This is a genomic window from Komagataeibacter sp. FNDCF1, assembly GCF_021295335.1.
GTDB lineage: Bacteria > Pseudomonadota > Alphaproteobacteria > Acetobacterales > Acetobacteraceae > Komagataeibacter.
The window spans coordinates 3,242,368-3,264,374 of the sequence record NZ_JAIWOT010000001.1 but is presented as its reverse complement, the minus strand read 5'-3'; the positions used below and the strand labels follow the sequence as shown (position 1 = coordinate 3,264,374).

The following is a 22,007-nucleotide window of genomic DNA, read 5'->3' as shown; positions in this document are numbered from 1 at the left end:
CCTACAGGACGCCATCTGGCCACATGTCCAACGCAGCACCCTCCCCCGCCTCCCCTGTCGAGGCGATGACAGACGCCCTTCATGCAGCCCTCCTTCCCACCGGGGACGGGGGAGACGGGCCTGCGGTACTGCGTGAGGACGCCATCGGTCTGGTCCGCCGCCACCTGTCGCGCTACCAGGCCCATGTGCGTGAGGCATTCGAACGCCACGAACTGGGCGGGGCGGAAGCGGGCAAGCTGCTGGCTGCCTATACGGACGGGATGATCCGCGTTCTGGCCGCCTTCGCCATGCGTCAGACGGGCATCGACTCGCAGCCCGAGGCCCCCTTCGCCATTGCGGCCACCGGCGGGTACGGGCGTGGGCTGCTGGCCCCCTTCAGCGATATCGACCTGCTGTTCCTCACCCCCGATGCGGAGGCGGAAAGCATCCGCGCCTGCGTGGAATACATCCTGTATTTCCTGTGGGACCTGGGGCTGAAGGTCGGGCACGCGACCCGCACCATCAACGAATGCATTGCCGAGGCGGAAGCCGACACCACGGTGCGCACGACGCTGCTCGATGCCCGAATCCTGACGGGCAGCGAGTCGCTTTTCGAGATGTTCCAGGCCCGCTACATCGTGGCCTGCGTGCGTGCGGGGGCCGACCGCTTCATAAGCGACAAGCGCAGGGAACGCGCGGCCCGCCACCAGCGCTTTGGTGACAGCCCGTATCTGGTCGAACCCAACGTGAAGGAAGGTCGCGGTGGCCTGCGTGACCTGCAGACGCTGTACTGGATGTGCCGCTACACCTTCGGCACCCGGCATGTGTCCGACCTGCTGGCCCCCGGCTTCAGTGAACTCGGCCTGCTGACCGAACCCGAAGCCAAACGCGCGCGACGGGCATGGGATTTCCTGTGGCGGGTGCGCTTTCATCTGCATTACGTGTCGGGCCGGGCGGAAGAGCGCCTGACCTTCGACGTGCAGCCGGTGGTCGGGGGGCGCATGGGCTATACCCGCCACGGCAGGCAGGTGGGCGTGGAACGCTTCATGCGCCATTACTTCCTGACCGTGCGGGAGGTCATGCGCCTGACACTGGTGCTGGAACCCGCCGTGCTGCGCCAGGCGCTCGGGCCGGTTGCCAATGCGCCGGAAGCCGACAGCCAGATGCGTGACGCGGGCTTTACCGTGCTGGATGGCCGCATCCTGCCCCAGCGCGGCACCTCGTTCGAAGATGAACCCATCCAGATGATGCGCCTGCTGGACTGGGCCAAGAAGCGCAAGCTGCCCATCCACCCCATGGCCATGCACCAGCTGATCCGCTGGGAGCGCAGGGCCGCCAGCCTGCGCGGCGACCCGGAAACCGCACGCATCTTCCTTGATCTGATGTGTGGCGACCCGCCCGAACGCCAGGCCCGCACGCCACGCACGGGGGATGCGGCGGATGCCCCCGATGCCTCCCCCAGCTTCCACCTGATGGATGAGGGCCGGCGCAAGGGCAACGCCTACTGGCTGCACATCCTCAATGAAACCGGGCTGATGGGCCGCCTGCTGCCCGACTGGTCACGCGTCGTGGGGCAGATGCAGTTCGACACGTATCATGTGTTCACGGTGGATGAGCACATCATCGACGCGCTGCGCATACTGGGCCGGGTGGAACATGGCCATATGGCCGACGAGATCCCCATCGCCTACGACCTGGCGCGCAACCTGCATTCACGCCGCGCGCTGTACGTGGCGGTCATGCTGCATGACATTGCCAAGGGCCGGGGTGGTGACCATTCGGAAATCGGCTCGCAGATCGCGCTGTATGTCTGCCCCGAACTGGGCATGGACAGCGAGGAGACGGAAACGGTTTCATGGCTGGTGCTGCATCACCTGCTGCTCAGCCACACCGCTTTCCAGCGCGACATTGACGACCCCAAGACCATCCTTGACCTGGCCGACATCATCCAGTCGCCAGAGCGCCTGCGCCTGCTGCTGCTGCTGACCATCGTGGACATGCGCGCGGTGGGGCCGCGCGTGTGGAATGCGTGGAAGGCGACGCTGCTCAACGAACTGTACATGCGCGTGGCCGAGGTGCTGGAAGGCAGCCTTGCCACGACCGAGCGCGACGTGCGCGTGGAGCGCGCCAAGACCGCCACAGCCCAGTGGCTGGTGGAGGACGGCATGAAGGAGGCCGATGTCCAGCACTTCATGGCACTGGGCTATGGCAGTTACTGGCTGTCCTTTGATCACGACACCCATGCCCGTCATGCCCTGCTGATTGGCGAATCCGAACGGCTGCACGCCCCCCTTACGGTCGAGACCCAGCCCCTGCCCGCGCGCGGGGTGACGGAAGTCACGATCTATGCCGCCGACCATCCGGGCCTGTTTTCCAAGATCGCGGGGGCGGTGGCCATTGCCGGGGCCTCCATCGTGGATGCGCGCATCCACACCATGACCAACGGCATGGCACTTGATACGCTGTGGATACAGGATGCGGGCGGCGCCGCGTTCGAGGAACCGCAGCAGCTTGGCCGCCTGTCCCTGCTGATCGAGCAGGCGCTGACCGGCCACATCAACATCAACCGCGAGATTGCCCAGTGTGGCAGCCGGCTGAGCGGGCGACGCATGCGGGCCATCCACGTGCCGCCCCGCGTGGTAATTGACAACCGGGCTTCGAACAACTGCACCGTGGTGGAAATAAACGGCCGCGACCGTCCCGGCCTGCTGCATGACGTCACGGCGGCGCTGAGCGAGCAGAAACTGCAGATTGCTTCCGCCCACATCACCACCTATGGCGTGCGGGCGGTTGACGTCTTTTATGTAAAGGACCTGTTCGGCCTCAAGATCACGGACAGGGAGCGGCTGGACCGCGTGCGCGCCACCCTGCTCGCCGGCCTGCAGGAAGCGGAAGCGGCGGCGCAGCGCCGTGCTTCCGAACTGGAATCCATCACCATCTGAGCAATCAGGCCCTGCCGGTGGCCTGTCCTGCCCGCAGGGCCGCGCATAGCCGCCCGACCACCTGACCCCACGCCCGCGCGGGTGGCATGGGCCGTTCCTGCCGGAACTGCCGCAGCGTGGGATACCACTGGCTGGCCGGCGCGTGGCATGGTGGCCCGTCCGCGCCCGCTATCGGCATGGCACCGGCATGTGGCGCATCAAATGCCGCCGACCAGCGCCAGTCCCCCCCAAAACGGCTGAGCAGCCAGACCGGACAGCCCATGGCACCTGCCAGATGGGCCGCAAGCGTATCCACACTGATGACCAGATCCAGTGTCGTGACAAGCCGCGCGGTATCCAGCAGGTCGGCACCCGGTGGCAGTTCGTGCCTGACAAACGGCACCACCCGTGTATCCGCCCCGCGCGGGCGCATGGATATGAACTCGACACCCTCCACCTGCCCCAGCGGGGCGATATCCGCCACGCTGGCCGAACGGCGCGCATCAAAGCGATAAGCCGCGTTCCCTTCGTGGCACAGCCCCACACGTAGCGGCCCCTCCCGCCTCATGTGCCGCCGCCATGATGTTTCACCCAGATAGGGCGCGAAGGCAGGCACGCCATGCATGTGCAGGAGATGGGGCAGGCTGAACAGATCACATTGCGCCACGATATCCGGATCTTCATATCCATCATGTGTGATAATTTCTATCGCGTATCCGCCCCCGTCATCCAGCGTGGCGGCCAGCCTGCCCATTGCGGCGGGCACCTGCAGCACGATCGGCACCCTGCGCGCCGCGGGCCGCACATAGCGCAGGAAATGCACACAGTCCCCCAGCCCCTGCCCCATATGCACCAGCAACCTGCGCCCCAAGGGCAGGGCCTGTCCGCGCCATTGCGGCAGGCGGGCTATCGCGGCATGGGGCGGCAGGAAGGCAAGCCGGGATTCCCACAGCGCCCATCCACGCGCCATCTGCCCCCGTGCCAGCAGGCCCACGCCCAGGTTGAAACGCGCACGGGCACGTGTCTCGTCATCCGGTGCGGGACTGCGCGCCAGTATCGCTTCATAGCGGGCGCAGGCCTTGATGACCGCTCCCCCCTCAAACAGGCCGGTCGCGTGGTTGAGGGCAATGCGCGCATCATCGGGGGCAGACCGCATGGCCTGACGCAGGGCGGCGTCCGCCCCCGCCATGTCACCCAGCGCCATGCGGGCCAGACCAAGGTTGTTGCAGCTTTCCGCATCGGGGGCCTGCGCCACGGCGCGCGCCAGCATGTCGGCAGCGGCCTGCATCTGCCCGCGCGCAAAGAGAAGCGTGCCCAGAACCGACAGGGCGCGGGCATCCGCCGGGTCATGCGCCAGTCCCGCGCGCAGCACCGCCTCCGCCCCTTTCCTGTCATCCTGCGCCAGCAGCATTTCGACCAGTTCATGAATGATGGAAGCATCATGCGGCATGTGCGCCACCACATGGCGCATCTGCGCAATCGCGGCCACCCGCCGCCCGCGCCGCCACAGGAAGCGGGCATGCAGCACGCGCGCGTGTCCGGCGTTCATGCCCGACAGGCGCACGGCTTGCCCGAATGCCTGCGCCGCCTCCGCCACAGCGCCCGCGGCTTCCATGATCTCCGCACGGGCCAGATGCAGGCTCGCATCGTCAGGCTGGCGCAGGCAGGCCAGCCGGATCGCGGCGCGCGCGGCATCAGCATGCCCCTGCACCAGCAGGGCGCGGGCCAGTACTTCATGGAACGGGCCATGCGGGGCAACCCGCAGCGCGCGGCCCGCAAAGGCTATGGCATGATCCGCCCGCCCCGCCGCCAGCGCCGCGCAGGCCAGAGCGTGCAGTACATCGGGATCATCCGGGGATGTGACCCGCAGGGCGGTGAAACGGGCATGCGCCCCTGCCACGTCATCCGCGCGCAGGGCGGCGTATCCCTGCGCCAGTTCCCGCGCCATCCCCTGCTGCCTGTCACATCCGGCATTCATCGCGTGGCCTCCCTTGCATGGCGCGGCGTGCTCCCGCACACTTGCCCGCCATCATACGCGATGGATTGTTAAGAATTTCAGTCAGGACCCTGCATGAACATCCAGTCCGGCACCGCCAGCCAGCAGGCTTATGAAACATTGCGGCGACGTTTTGCCCGCATGGGGCATATCCGCAACGCACTCGGTATCCTGGGGTGGGACAAGGACACCATGATGCCCACCGGCGCAGGCGACAGCCGGGCCGAGAGCATTGCAGCCCTGGCCGTGCTTTCGCACGAACTCATGACCGCATCCGACATGCCTGACCTGCTGGCCCGCGCGGAACCGCCTGATGACGCCATGGCGCATGCCAACCTGCGTGAGATGCGTCGCCAGCATGCCCATGCCGCCGCCGTCCCGTCCGACCTGGTGGAAGCAGCCTCACGCGCCGCCTCGCGCTGCGAGATGGCCTGGCGCACCGCGCGCCAGAACAGCGATTTCGCATCCCTGCTGCCCGAACTGCAGACCGTGCTGTCCCGCACGCGTGAGATTGCCGCGGCCAAGGCCGATGCCCTTGGCCTTTCCCCCTATGACGCCCTGCTGGACCAGTATGATCCGGGCACGAGGCAGGCCGATATCGACCCGGTCTTCGCCGAACTGTCCAGCGAACTGCCCGACCTGATCGCAACCGCGCTGGAGCACCAGAAAAACCGGCCCGCCCCCCTGCCGCTGCCCGGCCCGTTTGAAGTGCCCGCGCAGGAAAGGCTGGGGCGTGACACCATGCGCGCCCTTGGCTTCGACATGGCGCGCGGGCGGCTGGATGTCAGCCTGCATCCCTTCTGTGGCGGGGCGGAGGATGATGTGCGCATCACCACCCGCTATGAACGGGATGACTGCATCAACGCACTGATGGGCGTGGTGCATGAAACCGGGCATGCGCTGTATGAACAGGGGCTGCCCGGCGCATGGCGCGCCCAGCCGGTGGGCGAGGCACGCGGCATGAGCCTGCATGAAAGCCAGTCCCCGCTGATGGAAATGCAGCTCTGCCGCTCGCGCCCCTTCATGGAGTGGATGGCACCCCGCCTGCGCGCGGCCTTTGGCGGCAATGCGACGGACGTGGCCTGGACACCGGAAAACCTGCACCGGCTCGTAACCCGCGTGCAGCCCGGCTTTATCCGTGTGGATGCGGATGAAGTCACCTATCCCGCCCATATTCTTGTCCGCTACGAGATGGAAACCGCGCTGATCGCGGGAAAGATGAAGCTGGCCGACCTGCCGGAAGCCTTCAACGCCCGCATCCATGACCTGCTGGGCCTCAGAGTGCCCGAGGACCGGCTAGGCTGCCTGCAGGATATTCACTGGCCATCGGGGTCATGGGGGTATTTCCCCACCTACACGCTCGGCGCCATCATTGCGGCACAGCTGCGCGCGGCCGCCGAGCGGGACAATCCGGGCATCATGCCCGCCATCGGCAATGGCGATTTCACACCGCTACTGGACTGGCTGCGCCCGCACATCCACGCCCGTGGCAGCGGGGCCAGCACGGTCGAGATCGTGCGCGACGCCACGGGGGCGGTGCCCAATACGGGGCCATACCTGCGCCACCTGCGCCAGCGTTACTGCGCGCAGGTCTAGAACATATCCCTATCCAGGTGCCGCCCTGTTTTCCCGAATACAGCCTGCCGGTAAAGGATAACAAAAGCTCCGGATGCCGCCTTTTTCAGAAAAGGCGGCATCTTCCGAAGCCTGCCGAGAAAAGATTCGCCAGAAACTTTCATGATTTCAGTATATTATCGGGTCACCCCTCCACACAGCCCCTGAACGTCCCGGCACGATTGACCAGAGCGGTCCCGAGCAGGCGGCAGGGCCGGCATGCCGTATCATCCCCTTGCCATTCGCACCGGTTCGTGACGAGATACCGTGCGATGTACGCAAACTCCCTTCCTGCCCCCCGCCGCCTGCGCCCCGCGGGCTTTCTCCTTGCCTGCGGCACCTGCCTGCTGGGCGCGCTACCCGCCGCCCATGCCGCCAAGCCCGCGCCCCCGCTCGACCCGCCCGCGGCACTTGAGGAAGTCGCCTCGTCCTCCACCAGCGCATGGGACCGGGTGGCCGTGCTACCCGACGGGCGGCTGCTGGTCGAACTGCCGCGCTGGGCGGGCAATGCCGGCCCGGCGCTTGCGGTGCTGGACGCGCATGGCGCCCCGCAGCCCTATCCCGATGCCACATGGAATGACCCGTCCGCCCCGCCGTCCTCACGCTTCGTGGCGCCAGCCGACATGCAGCTCCAGCCCGATGGCACGTTATGGGTGCTCGATAGCGGCCAGCCCGACCCGGCGGGCAGACCACTGGAAGGCGGTCCCAAGATCGTAAAGCTCGATACGCACGGACAGCGCGTACTGCAGACCTGGCCACTCAACCCCGACATGCTGCGCCAGGGCAGCTACGCCGCCACAATGCGGGTGGCGCGTGGCCATGCCTTTGTGGGCGATGCGGGAATTCCGGCGATGATCGTGGTGAAGCTGGACACCAACACCCAGCGCCGCCTGATGGAGCACACCCCGGCCCTGACCGCCCACCAGCCCATTACGGTGGATGGCAAGGTGGCGACCAATCCCGCAGGCCACACCGCCATTGTCAACATCAGCCAGATGGACATCAGCGCCGACGGCCAGTGGCTGTATTTCGAGCCGCTGTGTGGCCCGGTCTACAAGCTGGATACCGACCTGCTGGTGGACCCCAAGGTCACCCCCATCGAACTGGAGGAAGGCCCGACGCTGTGGTACAAGACGCCCCCGCTGGGCGGCATTACCGCAGGCCCGGACGGCACGCTGTATTTCAACGATGTATCAACCGGCAGCATCTTCCGCCTGATGCCTGATCGCGTTTACCAGAAAATCGTGACCGACCCGCGCCTGCACTGGCCCGGCGGTTCCTTTGCCACGAAAGACGGGCAGCTATACGTACCCGCCGCCCAGCTTGACCGCACGGCCCCGCTCAATGGGGGCGTGAACGCCATACAGTGGCCGGTGCATGTCTACCGCATCAATATCGGCAGCCTGCCGCCACCGAAATTCTGACACACCACGCGCGGAATTGCGGCCCGCGCCGCATCCGCCCCCTTCGCGCGGGGGGGCGGTTGGGATTATGATGGTGCAATGCGCTATATTTCTACCCGGGGGAATGCCCCCGTCCGCGATTTTTCGTCCGTTCTGCTGGCGGGGCTGGCAGAGGACGGTGGCCTGTACCTGCCGGAAAGCTGGCCCGAACTCACGGTAGCCGACTGGCGTGCCCTGCGCGACCTGCCTTATCCGGAGCTTGCCGCCCGCATCATCGCCCCCTTTGCCGAAGGGTCGATCACGCATGATGTGCTGCTCAAGCTGTGCCGCGAGGCCTATGCCCGATTCGACCACCCGGCCATCGTGCCGCTGACACAGGTGGAGGACGGGCTGTTCGTTCAGGAACTGTTCCATGGCCCCACACTCGCCTTCAAGGACATGGCCATGCAGCTGCTTGGCCGCCTGTTCGACCATGTCCTGACCGAGCGCGACGAGAAGGTGACCATCGTGGGCGCGACATCGGGCGATACCGGGTCGGCCGCGATCGAGGCCTGCCGGGGGCGCGAGCGCCTGCAGGTCGTGATCCTGCACCCCGAGGGGCGGACATCGGAAGTACAGCGCAGGCAGATGACCACGGTGCTGGAACCCAACGTGACCAATCTGGCCGTGCAGGGCACGTTCGATGACTGCCAGGATCTGGTCAAGGCGATGTTCGCCGACGCGCCCTTCCGCACGGACATGCACCTGTCCGCAGTCAATTCCATCAACTGGGCGCGCATCGCGGCCCAGGTGCCCTATTATGTCTATGCCGCCCTTGCGCTGGGCGCGCCCGACCGGGAAGTGTCATTTGCCGTGCCCACGGGCAATTTCGGCAACGTGCTGGCCGCATGGGTCGCGCGCCGCATGGGCCTGCCCATCCGCGCGCTGTGCGTGGGTTCCAACCGCAACGATATCCTCTCACGCTTCCTCAACGAGAACGACATGAGCATCCACGGCGTGGTGCCCAGCCTGTCGCCCTCGATGGATATCCAGGTTTCCTCAAATTTTGAGCGCCTGCTGTTCGAACTGCTGGACCGCAACGCCAGCGAATGCGCGCGCATCATGACCGATTTCCGCAAGACAGGGGTGATGAAGGTCTCCACCCCCGTGTGGGACAGGGCCAATGCGCTGTTCCATGGCCTGTCGCTGGATGACAGCGCCACGGCGGAGGAAATCCGTACGCTGAACACCCGCAGCCATTATCTGGCCGACCCGCATACGGCCATCGGCATCGCGGCGGGCCGTACCTTCCGCGAGCCGGGGATTCCCATGGTGGCCATGGCCACGGCGCACCCCGCCAAATTCCCCGATGCGATGGCGCAGGCAACCGGCATCCGACCGGCACTCCCCGCCTCGCTTGCCGACCTGTACGACCGGCCCGAGCGCTATAGCGTGGTGCCCGCCGAACTGGGCGTGATCGAGGACAGGGTGCGTGCCGCCGTGCTGTCCAACACGCCCGCCGGCTGACCGACCCTTTCATCCCAAGCAGAACAGGGGACGGCACGGGTGCAGTTGCACCCTGCCACCCGCAGGACCAGCATGACCGACCTGATCAATGTGACCCGACTGGACTCCGGCCTGACCATCGTGACTGAACGGATGGACCGGGTGGAGACCGTCTCCCTCGGGGCGTATGTCGCCGCGGGCACCTGCAACGAAACCACGCCTGAAAACGGGGTCTCCCATTTTCTGGAACACATGGCGTTCAAGGGCACGGGTACCCGCACCGCCGTGGGTATTGCGGAGGAAATCGAGAATGTGGGCGGCCACATCAACGCCTATACCGCGCGTGAGCACACGGCCTATTACGTCAAGCTGCTCAAGGAAAATCTTGACCTGGGTGCCGACATCATCGGCGATATCCTGACCCACAGCAGCCTGGCACCCGAGGAACTGGAACGCGAGCGTGGCGTGATCCTGCAGGAAATCGGGCAGGCGAACGACACGCCGGACGATATCGTGTTCGACCATTTTCAGGAAACCGCCTTTCCCGACCAGGCAATGGGCCGCCCCACGCTGGGCACCGAAGCCGGCATCCAGACCATGTCGCGCGCAACCCTGGTCAACTACATGAACACCCATTACACGGCGGGCAACACCATCATCGCCGCCGCGGGCAACCTTGAGCATGCCCGCGTGGTGGATCTGGTGCAGCGCCACTTTGCCGACCTGCCCACCGGCAGCGTACCACCGCAGCCCGCCGTCAACTACGTGGGCGGCGCCTTCACGCGCGAACGGGAACTGGATCAGGCGCATATCGTGCTGGGTTTCCCCTCCATGCCCTATGGCGACCCGGACTATTACCCGGCCCTGCTGCTGTCCACGCTGCTGGGTGGTGGCATGTCCTCGCGCCTGTTTCAGGAAATCCGGGAAAAGCGCGGGCTGGTCTATTCGGTCTATTCCTTCAACGCGCCGTTCCGCCAGGGCGGGCTGTTCGGCATCTATGCCGGCACGGGGGAGGCACAGGTGGCCGATCTTGTGCCCGTAACGCTGGAAGAACTGCGCAAGGTGCGTCATACGGTCACAGCCGCCGAACTGGGCCGCGCGCGGGCGCAGCTCAAGTCCTCGCTGCTCATGTCGCTGGAAAGCACGGGCAGCCGGTGCGAACAGCTTGCCCGCCAGTTGCAGATCTTTGACCGCCTGATCCCCACGACCGAAACGGTGCGCCGGATCGACGCCGTTACCATCGGGGACGTGCAGCGCGTCGCCACCCGTATCTTCAGCGGCAGGCCGACGCTGGCCTCGCTGGGGCCGGTCAGCCATGTTCCCTCGCTCGACAGCATTACAGGGGTGCTGGCAGCATGAGTTCCGAACCGCTTGACCTGGTCGCGACCCTAATCACCCGCGCCCGCGCGGCAGGGGCCGATGCGGCGGATGCCATATATGTCAACCGCACCGCCCATGGCGCGCAGGTGCGTAATGGCCGCACCGAGGACCTTGAACGCTCCGAAACCTGTGATCTTGGCCTGCGGGTGTTCGTGGGCCAGCGTGCCGCCATCGTGTCTGCCACGGCGCTGGACCCCACGCGGTTCGACACGCTGGCCGAGCGCGCCGTGGCCATGGCCCGCGTAGTGCCCGAAGACCGCTTTGCCGGGCTGTGCGATGCCGCGGAAAAGGGCTTTGTGGATGCAGCGGGGCTGGACCTGTTCGACCCCGCAACCCCCTCCACCGCCGATCTGGTGGCGCGGGCCCGTACGGCGGAAGACGCGGCGCTGTCGGTTGCCGGCATTTCCAACAGCAACGGTGCGTCCGCAAGCTTCGGCCTGTCGGACATCATCCTCATGACATCGGCGGGCTTTTCGGGCCGCTATGCACGCACCAGCCATTCCGTCTCGGCCAGTGCGGTTGCGGGCAGCGGCACGAAGATGGAGCGGGACTACGATTACCATTCCGCCGTCCACCTGTCCGATCTGGAGGATGCGGCAAAAATCGGCCTGCGCGCGGGCGAGCGCACGGTCGCCCGCCTCAACCCCGTGCGCCCGCGTACCGGCAGGCTGCCCATCGTGCTGGACCCGCGTATCTCGACCAACATGCTCGGTCATCTGTCCGGGGCGATCAATGGCATTGCCATCGCGCGCGGCACGTCTTTCCTCAAGGAAAGGATGGGCAGCCGGATCATGCCGGCGGGCATCACCATCATCGACGACCCGCGCCGCGTGCGTGGCCCCGGCGCCCGCCCGTTTGATGGTGAAGGCATGCTGACCAGTACCCGCACGCTGGTGGAAGATGGCGTGCTGAAGACATGGGCGCTGGACTCCCGCTCCGCACGCCAGCTCGGGCTGGCGCCCACCGGCTGCGCCAGCCGGGGCACGTCGGGGCCGCCCGCCCCTTCGTTCGGCAACATGTACATGCAGCCCGGCAGCCTGACACCCACCGAACTGATGGCGGATATTGAGGAAGGCATCTACGTGACCGAAATGATGGGCTCCGCCATCAACGGCATTACGGGTGACTACAGCCGGGGGGCGGCGGGCTTCATGATCCGGGGCGGCGTTCTGGCCGAGCCGGTGGCGGAACTGACCGTGGCGGGCAACCTCAATGACATGTTCGCCCGCCTGGTCCCGGCCAGCGACCTGACCTTCCGCATGGCCACCAATGCCCCCTCCATCCGCATTGACGACATGGTTATTGCAGGCGCCTGATCGTTACCCTTTCCGTGATTTCATGTTTCCACAGGCCCGTTGCCCCTGTTTTAGGGGCGCGGGCCTGCCTATATCTGTAACAGGCAGCCTGAGAGTATACGCAGGCTGCACGGATAAAGATGGTTCCGACACAGGATTGCAGATACCCTGACCCAGATGAAAAAAAATCCTTCGCGCCTGATGCCGCGTAAAAGCATCGTCCTCGCCGCCAGCGCGGCCCTGACCATGCTGCCTCTGCTGGCCCATCCGCATGATGCCGATGCCCGCGCGGGTGGCGGCATGTCCATGGGCAGCCGTGGCTCACGCACCTACAGCGCACCCGCACCATCGCAGACCGCGCCGATGGGGGCCATGCCTTTCCAGCGCAGCATGACACCCCGCCAGCCGGATGCGGGCTATGGCGCGCGTGCGCCCTTTGGCGCCGGTGCAGGCAGCATGGCGATGGCCCGGCCCCGCCACCCGTTCATGAGCGGGTTCATGGGCGGCCTGATCAGTGCCGGACTGTTTGGCATGATGTTCGGCCATGGCATGTTCGGTTCGGGCATGGGGGGCGGCGGCTTTCTTGGCCTGCTGATCCAGCTGGCGCTGGTCTTCTTCGTCGTGCGCTGGGCGATCCGCCGCTTCAGTGGCCGGAGTGGTGGCGGTGGCATGACCAGCCCCTTCCCGCTGGGCGGGCAGGGACCGGCTGGCGGTGCCGCCCCGCAGGCTGGCCGGCAGCCGGTGGGCGTTGCCATTACGGCTGCGGACTACCAGGCCTTCCAGCAGGCCCTGATCAATATCCAGGCAGCGTGGAGCCAGCAGAACGTGGCCGCCATGCAGCACATGGCCACGCCGGAGATGGTGTCCTACTTCAACAACCAGCTGAGCGATCTTGCCAGCCGTGGGGCCCGCAACGTGGTGTCCGACGTACGCTTTGACCGGGGTGACCTGGTGGAAAGCTGGCGTGAAAACAACATGGATTACGCCACGGTCGCCATGCAGTATTCCATGATCGACATCACGACCGACATGACCGGTCGGGTGATCGAAGGCGACCCCGCCAACCGCACCAGCGTGACCGAACTGTGGACCTTTGTCCGCGCGGCTGGCACGGGCACATGGCTGCTCTCGGCCATCCAGCAGACACCGCGCCGCTGATCATCGGTTCCCAACCGGTATGGAGAAGGCCTGCATCCCGCGATGCAGGCCTTTTTTCATGCCTGTATCATGGACATTGCATCCATACGATGTGACCCGGCAAACAGGGCACACATCCGTTCACGGACAGCGGGCAAGACCTGCCGCCAGATATCCAGGCCATTATGGAGAGAACCTGATGCAGTTGTTCTCCCGATACCGCATACGGGACGTGCCGCCCCTTTTTGAAAAAGGGCGGCATCCCGGTAATTCTTTACAGACGGATTATCTGGAATCAGTTTTCTATATATGCGCCAGGCTGAGCGCATACAGGATGGCCGCAAGCGCCGAGAGCGTGATCGCCACGCCCCGGATGCGCCCCTTGTGCCGACGCGCCGCCTCCCGCGCTTCCATATCTGGCGTAACCTGAACTGCCGTATGGTCCATCAGTCCGCACTCCCCATGGGTAAGAAACGCCCGTCAGTGGGCTATGAAGGCATGATCGGCCAGCAGGCCGCAGAACAGGAAGAACAGATAGGCCAGTGAATAGCGGAATGACCGCCGCGCCGCGCCATCACCCGTCAGGCTGACCCCCTGGGCATCCTGCCGGTCCCGCAGCACCTGAATGGCGCAGTAGATGAACCCCGCCCCCAGCACGCTGGCCACACCTGTATAGAGCCAGCCCGCCAGATGCAAAAACGACGGTACAAGCGATACGGCGGTCAGGATGATGGTGTACCACAGGATCTGCCAGCGCGTATGCCGCGCCCCCCGGACCACCGGCAGCATGGGAATGCCCGCCCGCCCGTAATCCTTGCACGCATAGAGTGACAGCGACCAGAAATGCGGCGGGGTCCACAGGAAGATGATGCCGAACATCACCACAGGCATCACCGCCATCGACCCGGTGGCCGCAGCCCAGCCGATCATGGGCGGGAAAGCACCAGCCGCCCCGCCGATCACGATATTCTGCGGCGTGGAGCGCTTGAGCCACATCGTATAGATCACGGCATAGAAGAAGATGGAAAAGGCAAGGATACCCGCAGCCAGTGTGTTGGTGGCCAGCCACATCAGGATGACGGACGCAACCGACAGGCCGATTCCGTAGCCAAGCGCTGCCTCCGGCCTGATCCGCCCATCGGGGATGGGGCGGGTGACGGTGCGCTTCATCACCGCGTCGATATCACGGTCGTACCACATGTTGATGGCGCCAGCCGCACCCGACGCCATGCAGATGCACAGGATGCTGACAGCCGCCACCAGCGGATTGAGCGGCCCCGGCGCCATGGCCAGCCCCGCCGCCCCGGTGAACACGACCAGCGAGATGACACGCGGCTTGAGCAGCGCCAGCCAGTCGCGTGCCTCGGTGCCGACACGGCTGGCGTCATAAGCCAGCGCCGCGCCTTCGGGCCCATTGGGTACTGTGGCTGAACCACTCATGTTCATGCCCCTCCACGGGTGGCGTTACGCGCCTGCCATTCCGGCGTGCGGGCACCCGGCCCCCAGTAATTGTCCGGCAGCGCTTCAGCCGGGCGGAGCCCCGCCTGGATCACGATGCCCGCAAAGACCAGCACCGACAGGCCCATCAGCACCGCGCCCAGCACGCCAGGCGCACCATGGAACGCCAGCAGCGACAGCACCGTGCCACCAGCAGTCAGGCCAAAATGCACACGGCTGGCACCCACAGGGGCCACATGGCCCACCATCTTGCCAATCCAGTAATAAAAGCCGGTGAACAGCGCGAACACGGCCGCATACAGCGTGGCCGCGTGCACGTCCGCCATGCCACCGGGCAGCAGCGACATGACCGTGCCCGCCAGCAGTAGCGCCACGAAACCCGCCGCCCATTCCATCGACACGGAGGACCGCACCCGCCCCACGCGCACCGTCTGCCCCCAGGCAGCCAGAACAGCCAGTACCGGCAGCACGATCAGCCCCAGCTGCACCATGGCCGCAGGCGCCACCATGTGCTCCAGCCCGCCATGCAGCAGGTCATGCACCCAGACCGATGCCCCGCCCACCGACATGACGGTCAGCACGCCGAGCACCACACGCGGCATCTGCAGGGGAACGGTGGAAAATGTCTCGATAACCTGTGATACGATGCCGATGGACGGCAGCAGCAGCAGGGCGATCTCGGGACCGGCGAAGACATGCAGCAGCGCATCGATCTGCGCGCCCATGTCACCACCGGCAAGCACGATGCGCGTCAGCCCGCCCGCCAGTACCGGCATGACCATGACGGCCATCATGGCCGCAAGTCCCTGCGCCCATACGAACATGGGCAGGTCACGCAGCCGCTGGTCCACCGGGCCCATGTTGAGAATGGTGGCAATCATGCCGATGGCCTGCAGCAGCATGCCAAGGCACCACGCGATCAGGGCGAAAACCGAAACCTGCGGGGCAACGGCGGGAGACAGGCCAGCCATGACCGCCACGAACCCGCCTGCGACCAGCGCCCAGGCCACCAGGGCCATGCGCGGGAAGGCCAGCGCGCGGGCACGCAGCAGAAGCGGCACGAACCAGTTCCCGAACCCGCCGGTCAGGGCCGGCAGCGCACAGAAGAACACCATCATCATGCCGTGGCGGCGAGCTATGCGGTCCGCCGCCCCCGCCGCATCACCACCAGCCCATGCCGCGACCAACCCGTGCGGCAGCAGCCCGGCCTGCAGGCCCACGGCAAGCAGGCCGCCAGCCATGCCCGCCACGATCGCCATGACCAGGTACAGCATGCCGACAGTCCTGTAGCTACAGGACGTGGCGGCCCCCCGCACGTCATCTGCCCCGAACCGTGTGCCTGTGGGCATGCGATGTACTCCCTGCTGCCATGCCCGGCTTTCCGGCATGGCCAATCGTTACCATGTTTTCATCATATACCGCGACCGGCACATAAAAACGACCCTGCAGACCGTGCCAGTGGTCGCGCAAATGTCATTTCAGCCCTGCCCCAGGGGCAGGGCTGTCCGGCTGGCGCATGGTTCCTGCAGCCTGTGTTCAGGCCACCATCGGACTTGCGCTGGAGCCTGCCTCACGCTCCAGCGTGACAAGGGTGAAAAGCCCCGCCGGCGGGACGGGCTGCAGGGTCGCGCGCCGCAGGTCACCCGGGGGCAGCAGGGATTCGATGGCGAAATCCGGGTGCCAGCCCAGTGAATGCGAGGCACGCGCCATGCCACGCTCCACCGCCAGCCGCACGCCGCCCTGCGCCAGGAAGTGATTGACGAACAGGATGTGCCCGCCCGGCCGGACCACGCGCTTGAGTTCGCTCAGCAAGGCACGCGGGTGCGGCACGACGGAGGCCACGAACATTGCAACCGCGATATCGAACGTGCCATCGTCGAACTGGGTTGCCTCGGCATCCATTTCCAGCAGGTTGTCGACATTGGAAAGCCTGAGGCGACGCACACGCTGGCGGGCACGCTCCAGCATGTCCCCCGACAGGTCGATGCCGGTAATCCGCTTGTCCGCACGGTAATACGGCAGCGCAAGGCCGGTACCGACGCCCACTTCCAGCACCCGCCTGCCGGGCAGCGCGTTCACCGCCTCGACCGCACGCTTGCGCCCGAAGGCGGAAATACCACCGAACAGCGCATCATACACGCCCGCCCAGCGGCGATAGGCCGCCCGGACCGCATCGGCATCCATCGCGGATTTGGGGGACGGGATTTCCACGACCTTCTCGGCGGTCTCGTCATGCAGGACGTCGCTCATCAGGCTGCTCCCATGTCCTGGGCATGGAAGATGACGCATCCGGCCCGCTCTCGTGCTGCACCTGCCATGATCAAATCCGTCCCGTTCTGCTGCATTGCAATTCCACCTGACATGCCCGCGCGCCCCCTGGCCCGCACAACCGCCTGTAATCCATACCCGATGCCATGCCACATGGCGCGGCAGTCACGACCACCGTGCCTGCCATGGACACCGTTTTTTCCCTGTCCTATGCGACCGGCGCACCCGTCTCCAGCCTGCCCTCGATCGCATCCCAGATCAGGCCTGCGGTATTGATACCGTCAAATCGGTCGATTTCCTGCAGGCCGGTCGGTGAGGTGACATTGATCTCGGTCAACCATTCACCGATCACGTCGATTCCTACAAAAATAAGCCCCTCATCGCGCAGCATCGGCCCGATGGCCGCGCAGATCTCCCGGTCACGCGCGGTCAGTTCCGCCCGGACCGCCTTTCCGCCCACATGCATGTTGGACCGGGTCTCGCCTTCCGCCGGGATGCGGTCAATCGCGCCGACCGGGCTGCCATCGACCAGGATGATCCGCTTGTCCCCCCTGCGCACGGCGGGTTCATAGCGCTGGATCATCAACGGCTCGCGGGAGCGGGCAAAGTGCATTTCCAGCAGGGCGTTGAGATTGGGGTCATCCTCACGGATGCGGAACACACCCGCCCCCCCGTTGCCGAACAGCGGCTTGACGATGATGTCACGCCACTTTGCACGGAATTCCAGTATGGCCTTTATATCCCACGTCACCAGCGTCGGCGGCATCAGGTCGGGATAGTGCGTGACCAGTATCTTTTCGGGCGCATTGCGTACGGCGGCGGGATTGTTGACCACCAGCGCCCGGTCCGGGCCCACGCCATGAATATGCTCAAGGATATGGGTGGCCGTGATGTAAGCCATGTCGAATGGCGGGTCCTGGCGCATCAGCACCACGTCCATGCCGGACAGGTCGATCACCTGCTCCGCGCCGAAGGTGGCATGATCACCCGCCCTCCGCTGCACCGCAACCGGGCGGGCGCGGGCGGTGACACGGTCCGTGCGCTGGCCGCGGGGGGTGGTGCGTCCCTCGCTCAGGCTCAGCGCCTCGACCTGATAGACGAACAGTTCGTACCCCCGTGCCTGGGCCTCGAGCATCATGGCAAAGGTTGAATCGCCATTGATGTCGATACCGTCAAGCGGGTCCATCTGGACGGCAACCTTCAGGGGGCGTGACATGTAACTGTTTTCTCCACACGCAACAGGACCGGTCTGTGCCGACAGCCATAGACTGAAACTGTCCGCGCACAAATGTCATAATATGCCTTTGACCGCACTGCCAGCCCCCTTGTTACGGTGCGGGCGGGTAGGCAATGGCCACAACCTCTATCATCTCCTCGCCACGGGGGGTGGCAAGGCGGACTTCATCCCCCACACCCGCGCGCATGAGCGCACGCGCCACGGGCGAGACAAGGCTGACCTGCCCCGCCGCCATGTCGGCTTCGTCCACGCCGAGTATTGTAACCGTCCGTTCCACATCGCGTTCCGTGACATAGGTTACGGTCGCGCCAAAAAATACCCGGTTTCGCTGCGGCTGGGCCGCCGGATCGACAATGATGGCATTGTCGATGCGCTTTGTCAGGAAACGGATGCGTCGGTCGATCTCGCGCAGGCGACGTTTGCCGTACTGGTAATCCCCGTTTTCGGAACGGTCGCCATTCCCTGCCGCCCACGATACGATTTCAACGATTTTCGGCCGCTCGTCACGCAGCAGGGCATTGAGTTCGGCACGCATGGCGGCAATTCCCGCCGGCGTGATGTAGCAGGACAGTCCCCCCGTGGCCGGCCTGCCCGCCCCTGTCCCGGACGATGCGGGGGTGTTCAGCATCGGACGACCGTCATGCGGATATGACCTTCCATCTTCTGGCCAGGGGCAAGCACGCGCACCCCGCTATCGGCTATGGCGGCGCGGTTGAGGCCATCATTCATGTTGCTGACCGGCTCCAGCCCGATATAGGGCTGCCCCGGCGGGGTGAACACAACCAGATGGCCCAGTTCCGGACCGGCTTCCACCGTTAAGGCATATCCCCTGCGCGGCCAGCGCAGGAAGGCGCTGCCGGACCACCCCGCGTAACAGTTGTCGATGGCAGCCTGGCCCACGTCACGCATATGGGCGAAGGACCATTCCCCCTCCGCCGGGATGCGCAGGTCGGGCATGTGGTCCGGCCCGTTCGTCCATACGCTTTGCGCGGCAAAGCCCAGCCTGAGCCCGTTATGGCGGGGAAAGTAGGGATGGAACCCCATGCCCACGGGCTGGTCGCGGGTATCGGTATTTTCCAGCAGGATGCCGATGGAAAGCCCTGCTTCACGCAGGTCGTAGCGCAACTGCGCGCGATAGCTGAATGGCCACTGGGCGGCCAGCGCGGGCGTGGCCACGTGCTCCAGCGTCAGCGTGGCGCTGCTGTCGGACAGCATGTCGATCTGCCACCGCCGCTGCCATCCATTGCCATGGATGGCACGGTTTTCCCCGGCGAAGCTGGGGGCAAGATGGTAATCCACCCCTTCAAAACGGAACCGGTCATCCGCCACCCGGTTGGAAAATGGCACAAGCGGGTACCCCGCCACCGCCCGGTCATGCTGGGCCACGAGGTGGGGGTCGGCTACGGGCCGGAGGAATTCCATGTCGCCATTGCGCCAGAAGGCGATGGCCCCGCCCACATCGGGCAGCAGTCCCAGGCGCGTTTCACCCGCATGCAGTTCCAGCAGGGCGGAGGCACCACGCTCCCGCTGCCCCGCGCAGGGCCGGAACGCTCCCCTATCGTCCACGTCGCCTGCCCTTTGCCTGCTGCGGGTCGTATCCACCCCCACCCGGCCCCAGCGGCACCGGGCCACGGTTGCGCCGGGCTATGGCCTTGGCCTTGGGGCTGGTGCCGGGCATGCCGGCGCTGGATTGCGGCAGGGGTGGCGGTTCCATGCCCAGTTCCAGTGCTTCCAGCCTGCGGATCTCGTCGCGCAGGCGGGCCGCGGTCTCGAATTCCAGCTCCGCCGAGGCCGCGCGCATCTTCTTTTCCAGATCGGCAATGGCAGCCTTGTAGTCCTTGCCCACCATTTCCTGCACGCTGCCATCGGCCGTGGGTGCCACGGTGACGTAATCCTGCTCGAACACCGAGGATATGGCCTCGCCAATATTCTTGCGCACCGACTGGGGGGTGATGCCGTGTTCCGCGTTCCACAGGCTCTGCTTTTCGCGCCGGCGTGCGGTTTCCTCTATGGCGTAGGCCAGGCTGTCGGTCATCTTGTCGGCATACAGCAGCACGCGGCCATCCACGTTACGCGCGGCGCGGCCAATGGTCTGGATGAGCGATGTGCGTGAGCGCAGGAAGCCTTCCTTGTCGGCATCCAGAATGGCGACAAGGGAGCATTCGGGAATGTCCAGCCCCTCGCGCAGCAGGTTGATGCCGATCAGCACGTCAAACGCGCCCAGCCGCAGGTCACGGATGATCTCGATACGCTCCAGCGTGTCCACGTCCGAATGCAGGTAACGGACACGGATGCCCGCCTCGTTCATGTATTCGGTCAGGTCTTCCGCCATGCGCTTGGTCAGGGTGGTGACCAGCACGCGCCCGCCATCGGCAATGGTCAGGCGGCATTCGGCCAGCAGGTCGTCCACCTGGTGCTCGACGGGGCGGACGATGGTGACCGGGTCGATCAGGCCGGTGGGGCGGATCACCTGTTCGGCGAACACGCCCTCGACCCGCCGCATTTCCCACGGGCCGGGGGTGGCGCTGACAAACACCGTCTGCGGACGGTACGAATCCCATTCGGCAAAGGTCAGCGGCCGGTTATCAAGACAGGACGGCAGGCGGAAGCCGAATTCCGCCAGCACGGATTTACGCGCATGGTCCCCGCGTTCCATGCCGCCAATCTGCGGCACGGTCACGTGGCTTTCATCGACGATCAGCAGCGCATCTTCCGGCAGGTATTCGAACAGGGTGGGCGGCGGCTCGCCCGCCGCACGGCCGGACAGGTAGCGGGAGTAGTTCTCGATTCCCTTGCATACGCCCGTGGTCTCGATCATCTCGAGGTCGAAGGTCGTGCGCTGCTGCAGGCGCTCGGCTTCCAGCAGCTTGCCTTCGGCGCTGAAGCGGGCAAGCGTCTCGCGCAGTTCCTGCTTGATGCCCGTCATCGCCTGCGTCAGCGTTGGCCGCGGGGTGACGTAATGGCTGTTGGCGTAGATGCTGATGGATTCAAGGTCGCCGGTCTTCTCCCCCGTCAGCGGGTCGAATTCACTGATCTCGTCAATCTCGTCGCCAAACAGGCTGATGCGCCAGGCGCGGTCCTCGTTCTGGACGGGAAAAACGTCGATCGTCTCGCCCCGCACGCGGAAGGTGCCACGCTGGAACGCCGCGTCATTGCGGCGGTACTGCAGTTCGACCAGCCCCTTGATCAGCCTGTCGCGGTCGATTTCGCCACCGACCTCCAGCTTGACCACCATGCGCGAATAGGTCTCGACCGAGCCGATACCGTAAATGCACGAGACCGAAGCCACGATGATCACATCGTTACGCTCCAGCAGCGCCTGCGTGGCCGCATGGCGCATGCGGTCGATCTGTTCGTTTATCTGGCTGTCTTTTTCGATATACGTGTCCGACCGGGGCACGTAGGCCTCGGGCTGGTAGTAATCGTAGTAGCTGACGAAATATTCCACCGCGTTATCGGGAAAGAACTGCTTCATTTCCGCATAAAGCTGGGCGGCCAGCGTCTTGTTGGGGGCCAGCACCAGGGTCGGCTTCTGCGTCGCCTCGATGATCTTGGCCATGGTGAAGGTCTTGCCCGACCCGGTCACACCCAGCAGGACCTGGTCCCGCTCGCCACCCTCCACGCCGCTTACGAGCTCGGCAATGGCCGTGGGCTGGTCGCCCGCGGGGGCGTACGGGGACTGGACCCGGAATTTGTTGACCTTGGGCTTGGCCGCCTGACGCTCCGGCTGGAACAGGACAGGCATGTCCGCCGGGTCGATGTCGGTCGTTTTCTTTTTCCTGCTACGCGATGCTGTTGCCATGACTAGACACAGTGGGGATGCAGCCGCCACAG

16 protein-coding genes are annotated in these 22,007 nt (G+C 65.5%); 7 read left to right on the top strand and 9 right to left on the bottom strand.

Features of this window, described 5'->3' with window-relative positions; all coding sequences use genetic code 11:
• Nucleotides 1-23 precede the first annotated feature (23 nt).
• Nucleotides 24-2,921, top strand: coding sequence for a [protein-PII] uridylyltransferase (locus LDL32_RS15340; protein ID WP_233068293.1), 2,898 nt, complete (start codon nucleotides 24-26; stop codon nucleotides 2,919-2,921).
• A gap of 4 nt (nucleotides 2,922-2,925) precedes the next feature.
• Here LDL32_RS15340 and LDL32_RS15335 read toward each other — a convergent pair whose 3' ends face one another.
• Entirely contained in the window at nucleotides 2,926-4,878 is a 1,953-nt protein-coding gene (locus LDL32_RS15335) for a tetratricopeptide repeat protein (RefSeq protein ID WP_233068291.1), read from the bottom strand.
• Nucleotides 4,879-4,971: 93 nt separating this feature from the next.
• Here LDL32_RS15335 and LDL32_RS15330 point away from each other — a divergent pair, with 93 nt between their 5' ends.
• The 6 genes from LDL32_RS15330 (at nucleotide 4,972) to LDL32_RS15305 (ending at nucleotide 13,231) form a co-directional block, all read left to right on the top strand.
• Nucleotides 4,972-6,492 (top strand): carboxypeptidase M32, encoded by a 1,521-nt coding sequence (locus tag LDL32_RS15330; protein WP_233068289.1) that lies wholly within the window; start codon nucleotides 4,972-4,974, stop codon nucleotides 6,490-6,492.
• A gap of 290 nt (nucleotides 6,493-6,782) precedes the next feature.
• Nucleotides 6,783-7,934: a major royal jelly family protein gene (locus LDL32_RS15325; RefSeq protein WP_233068287.1), complete on the top strand. Its 1,152-nt coding sequence runs from the start codon at nucleotides 6,783-6,785 to the stop codon at nucleotides 7,932-7,934.
• 78 nt (nucleotides 7,935-8,012) lie between these two features.
• Nucleotides 8,013-9,419 (top strand): threonine synthase, encoded by a 1,407-nt coding sequence (gene thrC / locus LDL32_RS15320; RefSeq protein WP_233068285.1) that lies wholly within the window; start codon nucleotides 8,013-8,015, stop codon nucleotides 9,417-9,419.
• A gap of 72 nt (nucleotides 9,420-9,491) precedes the next feature.
• Complete coding sequence (locus LDL32_RS15315; RefSeq protein WP_233068992.1) at nucleotides 9,492-10,757, top strand: pitrilysin family protein; 1,266 nt, start codon at nucleotides 9,492-9,494, stop codon at nucleotides 10,755-10,757.
• The gene (locus LDL32_RS15310) at nucleotides 10,754-12,094 is read left to right on the top strand and encodes a TldD/PmbA family protein (protein ID WP_233068283.1); all 1,341 of its coding nucleotides are present in this window, start codon (nucleotides 10,754-10,756) and stop codon (nucleotides 12,092-12,094) included. The genes LDL32_RS15315 and LDL32_RS15310 overlap by 4 nt, the downstream gene beginning before the upstream one ends.
• Before the next feature lie 156 nt (nucleotides 12,095-12,250).
• Nucleotides 12,251-13,231, top strand: a complete 981-nt coding sequence (locus tag LDL32_RS15305) for a Tim44-like domain-containing protein (RefSeq protein WP_233068282.1) — start codon at nucleotides 12,251-12,253, stop codon at nucleotides 13,229-13,231.
• Nucleotides 13,232-13,513: 282 nt separating this feature from the next.
• On the opposite strand, the gene LDL32_RS15300 is transcribed toward LDL32_RS15305, so the two are convergent.
• From LDL32_RS15300 to uvrB, 8 genes are all read right to left on the bottom strand, one after another.
• A complete protein-coding gene (locus LDL32_RS15300; protein WP_233068281.1) occupies nucleotides 13,514-13,657 on the bottom strand; it encodes a hypothetical protein in 144 nt (47 codons plus the stop codon).
• 33 nt (nucleotides 13,658-13,690) lie between these two features.
• On the bottom strand, nucleotides 13,691-14,650 hold the full coding sequence (locus tag LDL32_RS15295; RefSeq protein ID WP_233068280.1) for a heme o synthase: 960 nt from the start codon (nucleotides 14,648-14,650) through the stop codon (nucleotides 13,691-13,693).
• 2 nt (nucleotides 14,651-14,652) lie between these two features.
• Nucleotides 14,653-16,017 (bottom strand): cbb3-type cytochrome c oxidase subunit I, encoded by a 1,365-nt coding sequence (locus LDL32_RS15290; protein ID WP_233068279.1) that lies wholly within the window; start codon nucleotides 16,015-16,017, stop codon nucleotides 14,653-14,655.
• A 187-nt stretch (nucleotides 16,018-16,204) separates the two neighbouring features.
• Nucleotides 16,205-16,918 (bottom strand): class I SAM-dependent methyltransferase, encoded by a 714-nt coding sequence (locus tag LDL32_RS15285; RefSeq protein WP_233068278.1) that lies wholly within the window; start codon nucleotides 16,916-16,918, stop codon nucleotides 16,205-16,207.
• Nucleotides 16,919-17,144: 226 nt separating this feature from the next.
• Complete coding sequence (gene gshB, locus LDL32_RS15280) at nucleotides 17,145-18,152, bottom strand: glutathione synthase (RefSeq protein WP_233068277.1); 1,008 nt, start codon at nucleotides 18,150-18,152, stop codon at nucleotides 17,145-17,147.
• A 112-nt stretch (nucleotides 18,153-18,264) separates the two neighbouring features.
• A complete protein-coding gene (gene greB, locus LDL32_RS15275; protein ID WP_233068276.1) occupies nucleotides 18,265-18,801 on the bottom strand; it encodes a transcription elongation factor GreB in 537 nt (178 codons plus the stop codon).
• Complete coding sequence (locus LDL32_RS15270) at nucleotides 18,795-19,739, bottom strand: aldose 1-epimerase (RefSeq protein WP_370636716.1); 945 nt, start codon at nucleotides 19,737-19,739, stop codon at nucleotides 18,795-18,797. The genes greB and LDL32_RS15270 overlap by 7 nt, the downstream gene beginning before the upstream one ends.
• Entirely contained in the window at nucleotides 19,729-21,975 is a 2,247-nt protein-coding gene (gene uvrB / locus LDL32_RS15265) for an excinuclease ABC subunit UvrB (protein ID WP_305069324.1), read from the bottom strand. The genes LDL32_RS15270 and uvrB overlap by 11 nt, the downstream gene beginning before the upstream one ends.
• Between the last annotated feature and the right edge of the window lie 32 nt (nucleotides 21,976-22,007).

Bases quoted from the DNA above. Each gene is read 5' to 3' on its own strand.
- LDL32_RS15290 (WP_233068279.1), bottom strand. From the start codon at position 16,017: ATGCCCACAGGCACACGGTTCGGGGCAGATGACGTGCGGGGGGCCGCC.
- LDL32_RS15305 (WP_233068282.1), top strand. From the start codon at position 12,251: ATGAAAAAAAATCCTTCGCGCCTGATGCCGCGTAAAAGCATCGTCCTC.
- LDL32_RS15310 (WP_233068283.1), top strand. From the start codon at position 10,754: ATGAGTTCCGAACCGCTTGACCTGGTCGCGACCCTAATCACCCGCGCC.
- LDL32_RS15315 (WP_233068992.1), top strand. From the start codon at position 9,492: ATGACCGACCTGATCAATGTGACCCGACTGGACTCCGGCCTGACCATC.
- LDL32_RS15335 (WP_233068291.1), bottom strand. From the start codon at position 4,878: ATGAATGCCGGATGTGACAGGCAGCAGGGGATGGCGCGGGAACTGGCG.
- greB (WP_233068276.1), bottom strand. From the start codon at position 18,801: ATGCTGAACACCCCCGCATCGTCCGGGACAGGGGCGGGCAGGCCGGCC.
- thrC (WP_233068285.1), top strand. From the start codon at position 8,013: ATGCGCTATATTTCTACCCGGGGGAATGCCCCCGTCCGCGATTTTTCG.
- uvrB (WP_305069324.1), bottom strand. From the start codon at position 21,975: ATGGCAACAGCATCGCGTAGCAGGAAAAAGAAAACGACCGACATCGAC.
- LDL32_RS15300 (WP_233068281.1), bottom strand. From the start codon at position 13,657: ATGGACCATACGGCAGTTCAGGTTACGCCAGATATGGAAGCGCGGGAG.
- LDL32_RS15295 (WP_233068280.1), bottom strand. From the start codon at position 14,650: ATGAGTGGTTCAGCCACAGTACCCAATGGGCCCGAAGGCGCGGCGCTG.
- LDL32_RS15340 (WP_233068293.1), top strand. From the start codon at position 24: ATGTCCAACGCAGCACCCTCCCCCGCCTCCCCTGTCGAGGCGATGACA.
- LDL32_RS15325 (WP_233068287.1), top strand. From the start codon at position 6,783: ATGTACGCAAACTCCCTTCCTGCCCCCCGCCGCCTGCGCCCCGCGGGC.
- LDL32_RS15285 (WP_233068278.1), bottom strand. From the start codon at position 16,918: ATGAGCGACGTCCTGCATGACGAGACCGCCGAGAAGGTCGTGGAAATC.
- gshB (WP_233068277.1), bottom strand. From the start codon at position 18,152: ATGTCACGCCCCCTGAAGGTTGCCGTCCAGATGGACCCGCTTGACGGT.
- LDL32_RS15330 (WP_233068289.1), top strand. From the start codon at position 4,972: ATGAACATCCAGTCCGGCACCGCCAGCCAGCAGGCTTATGAAACATTG.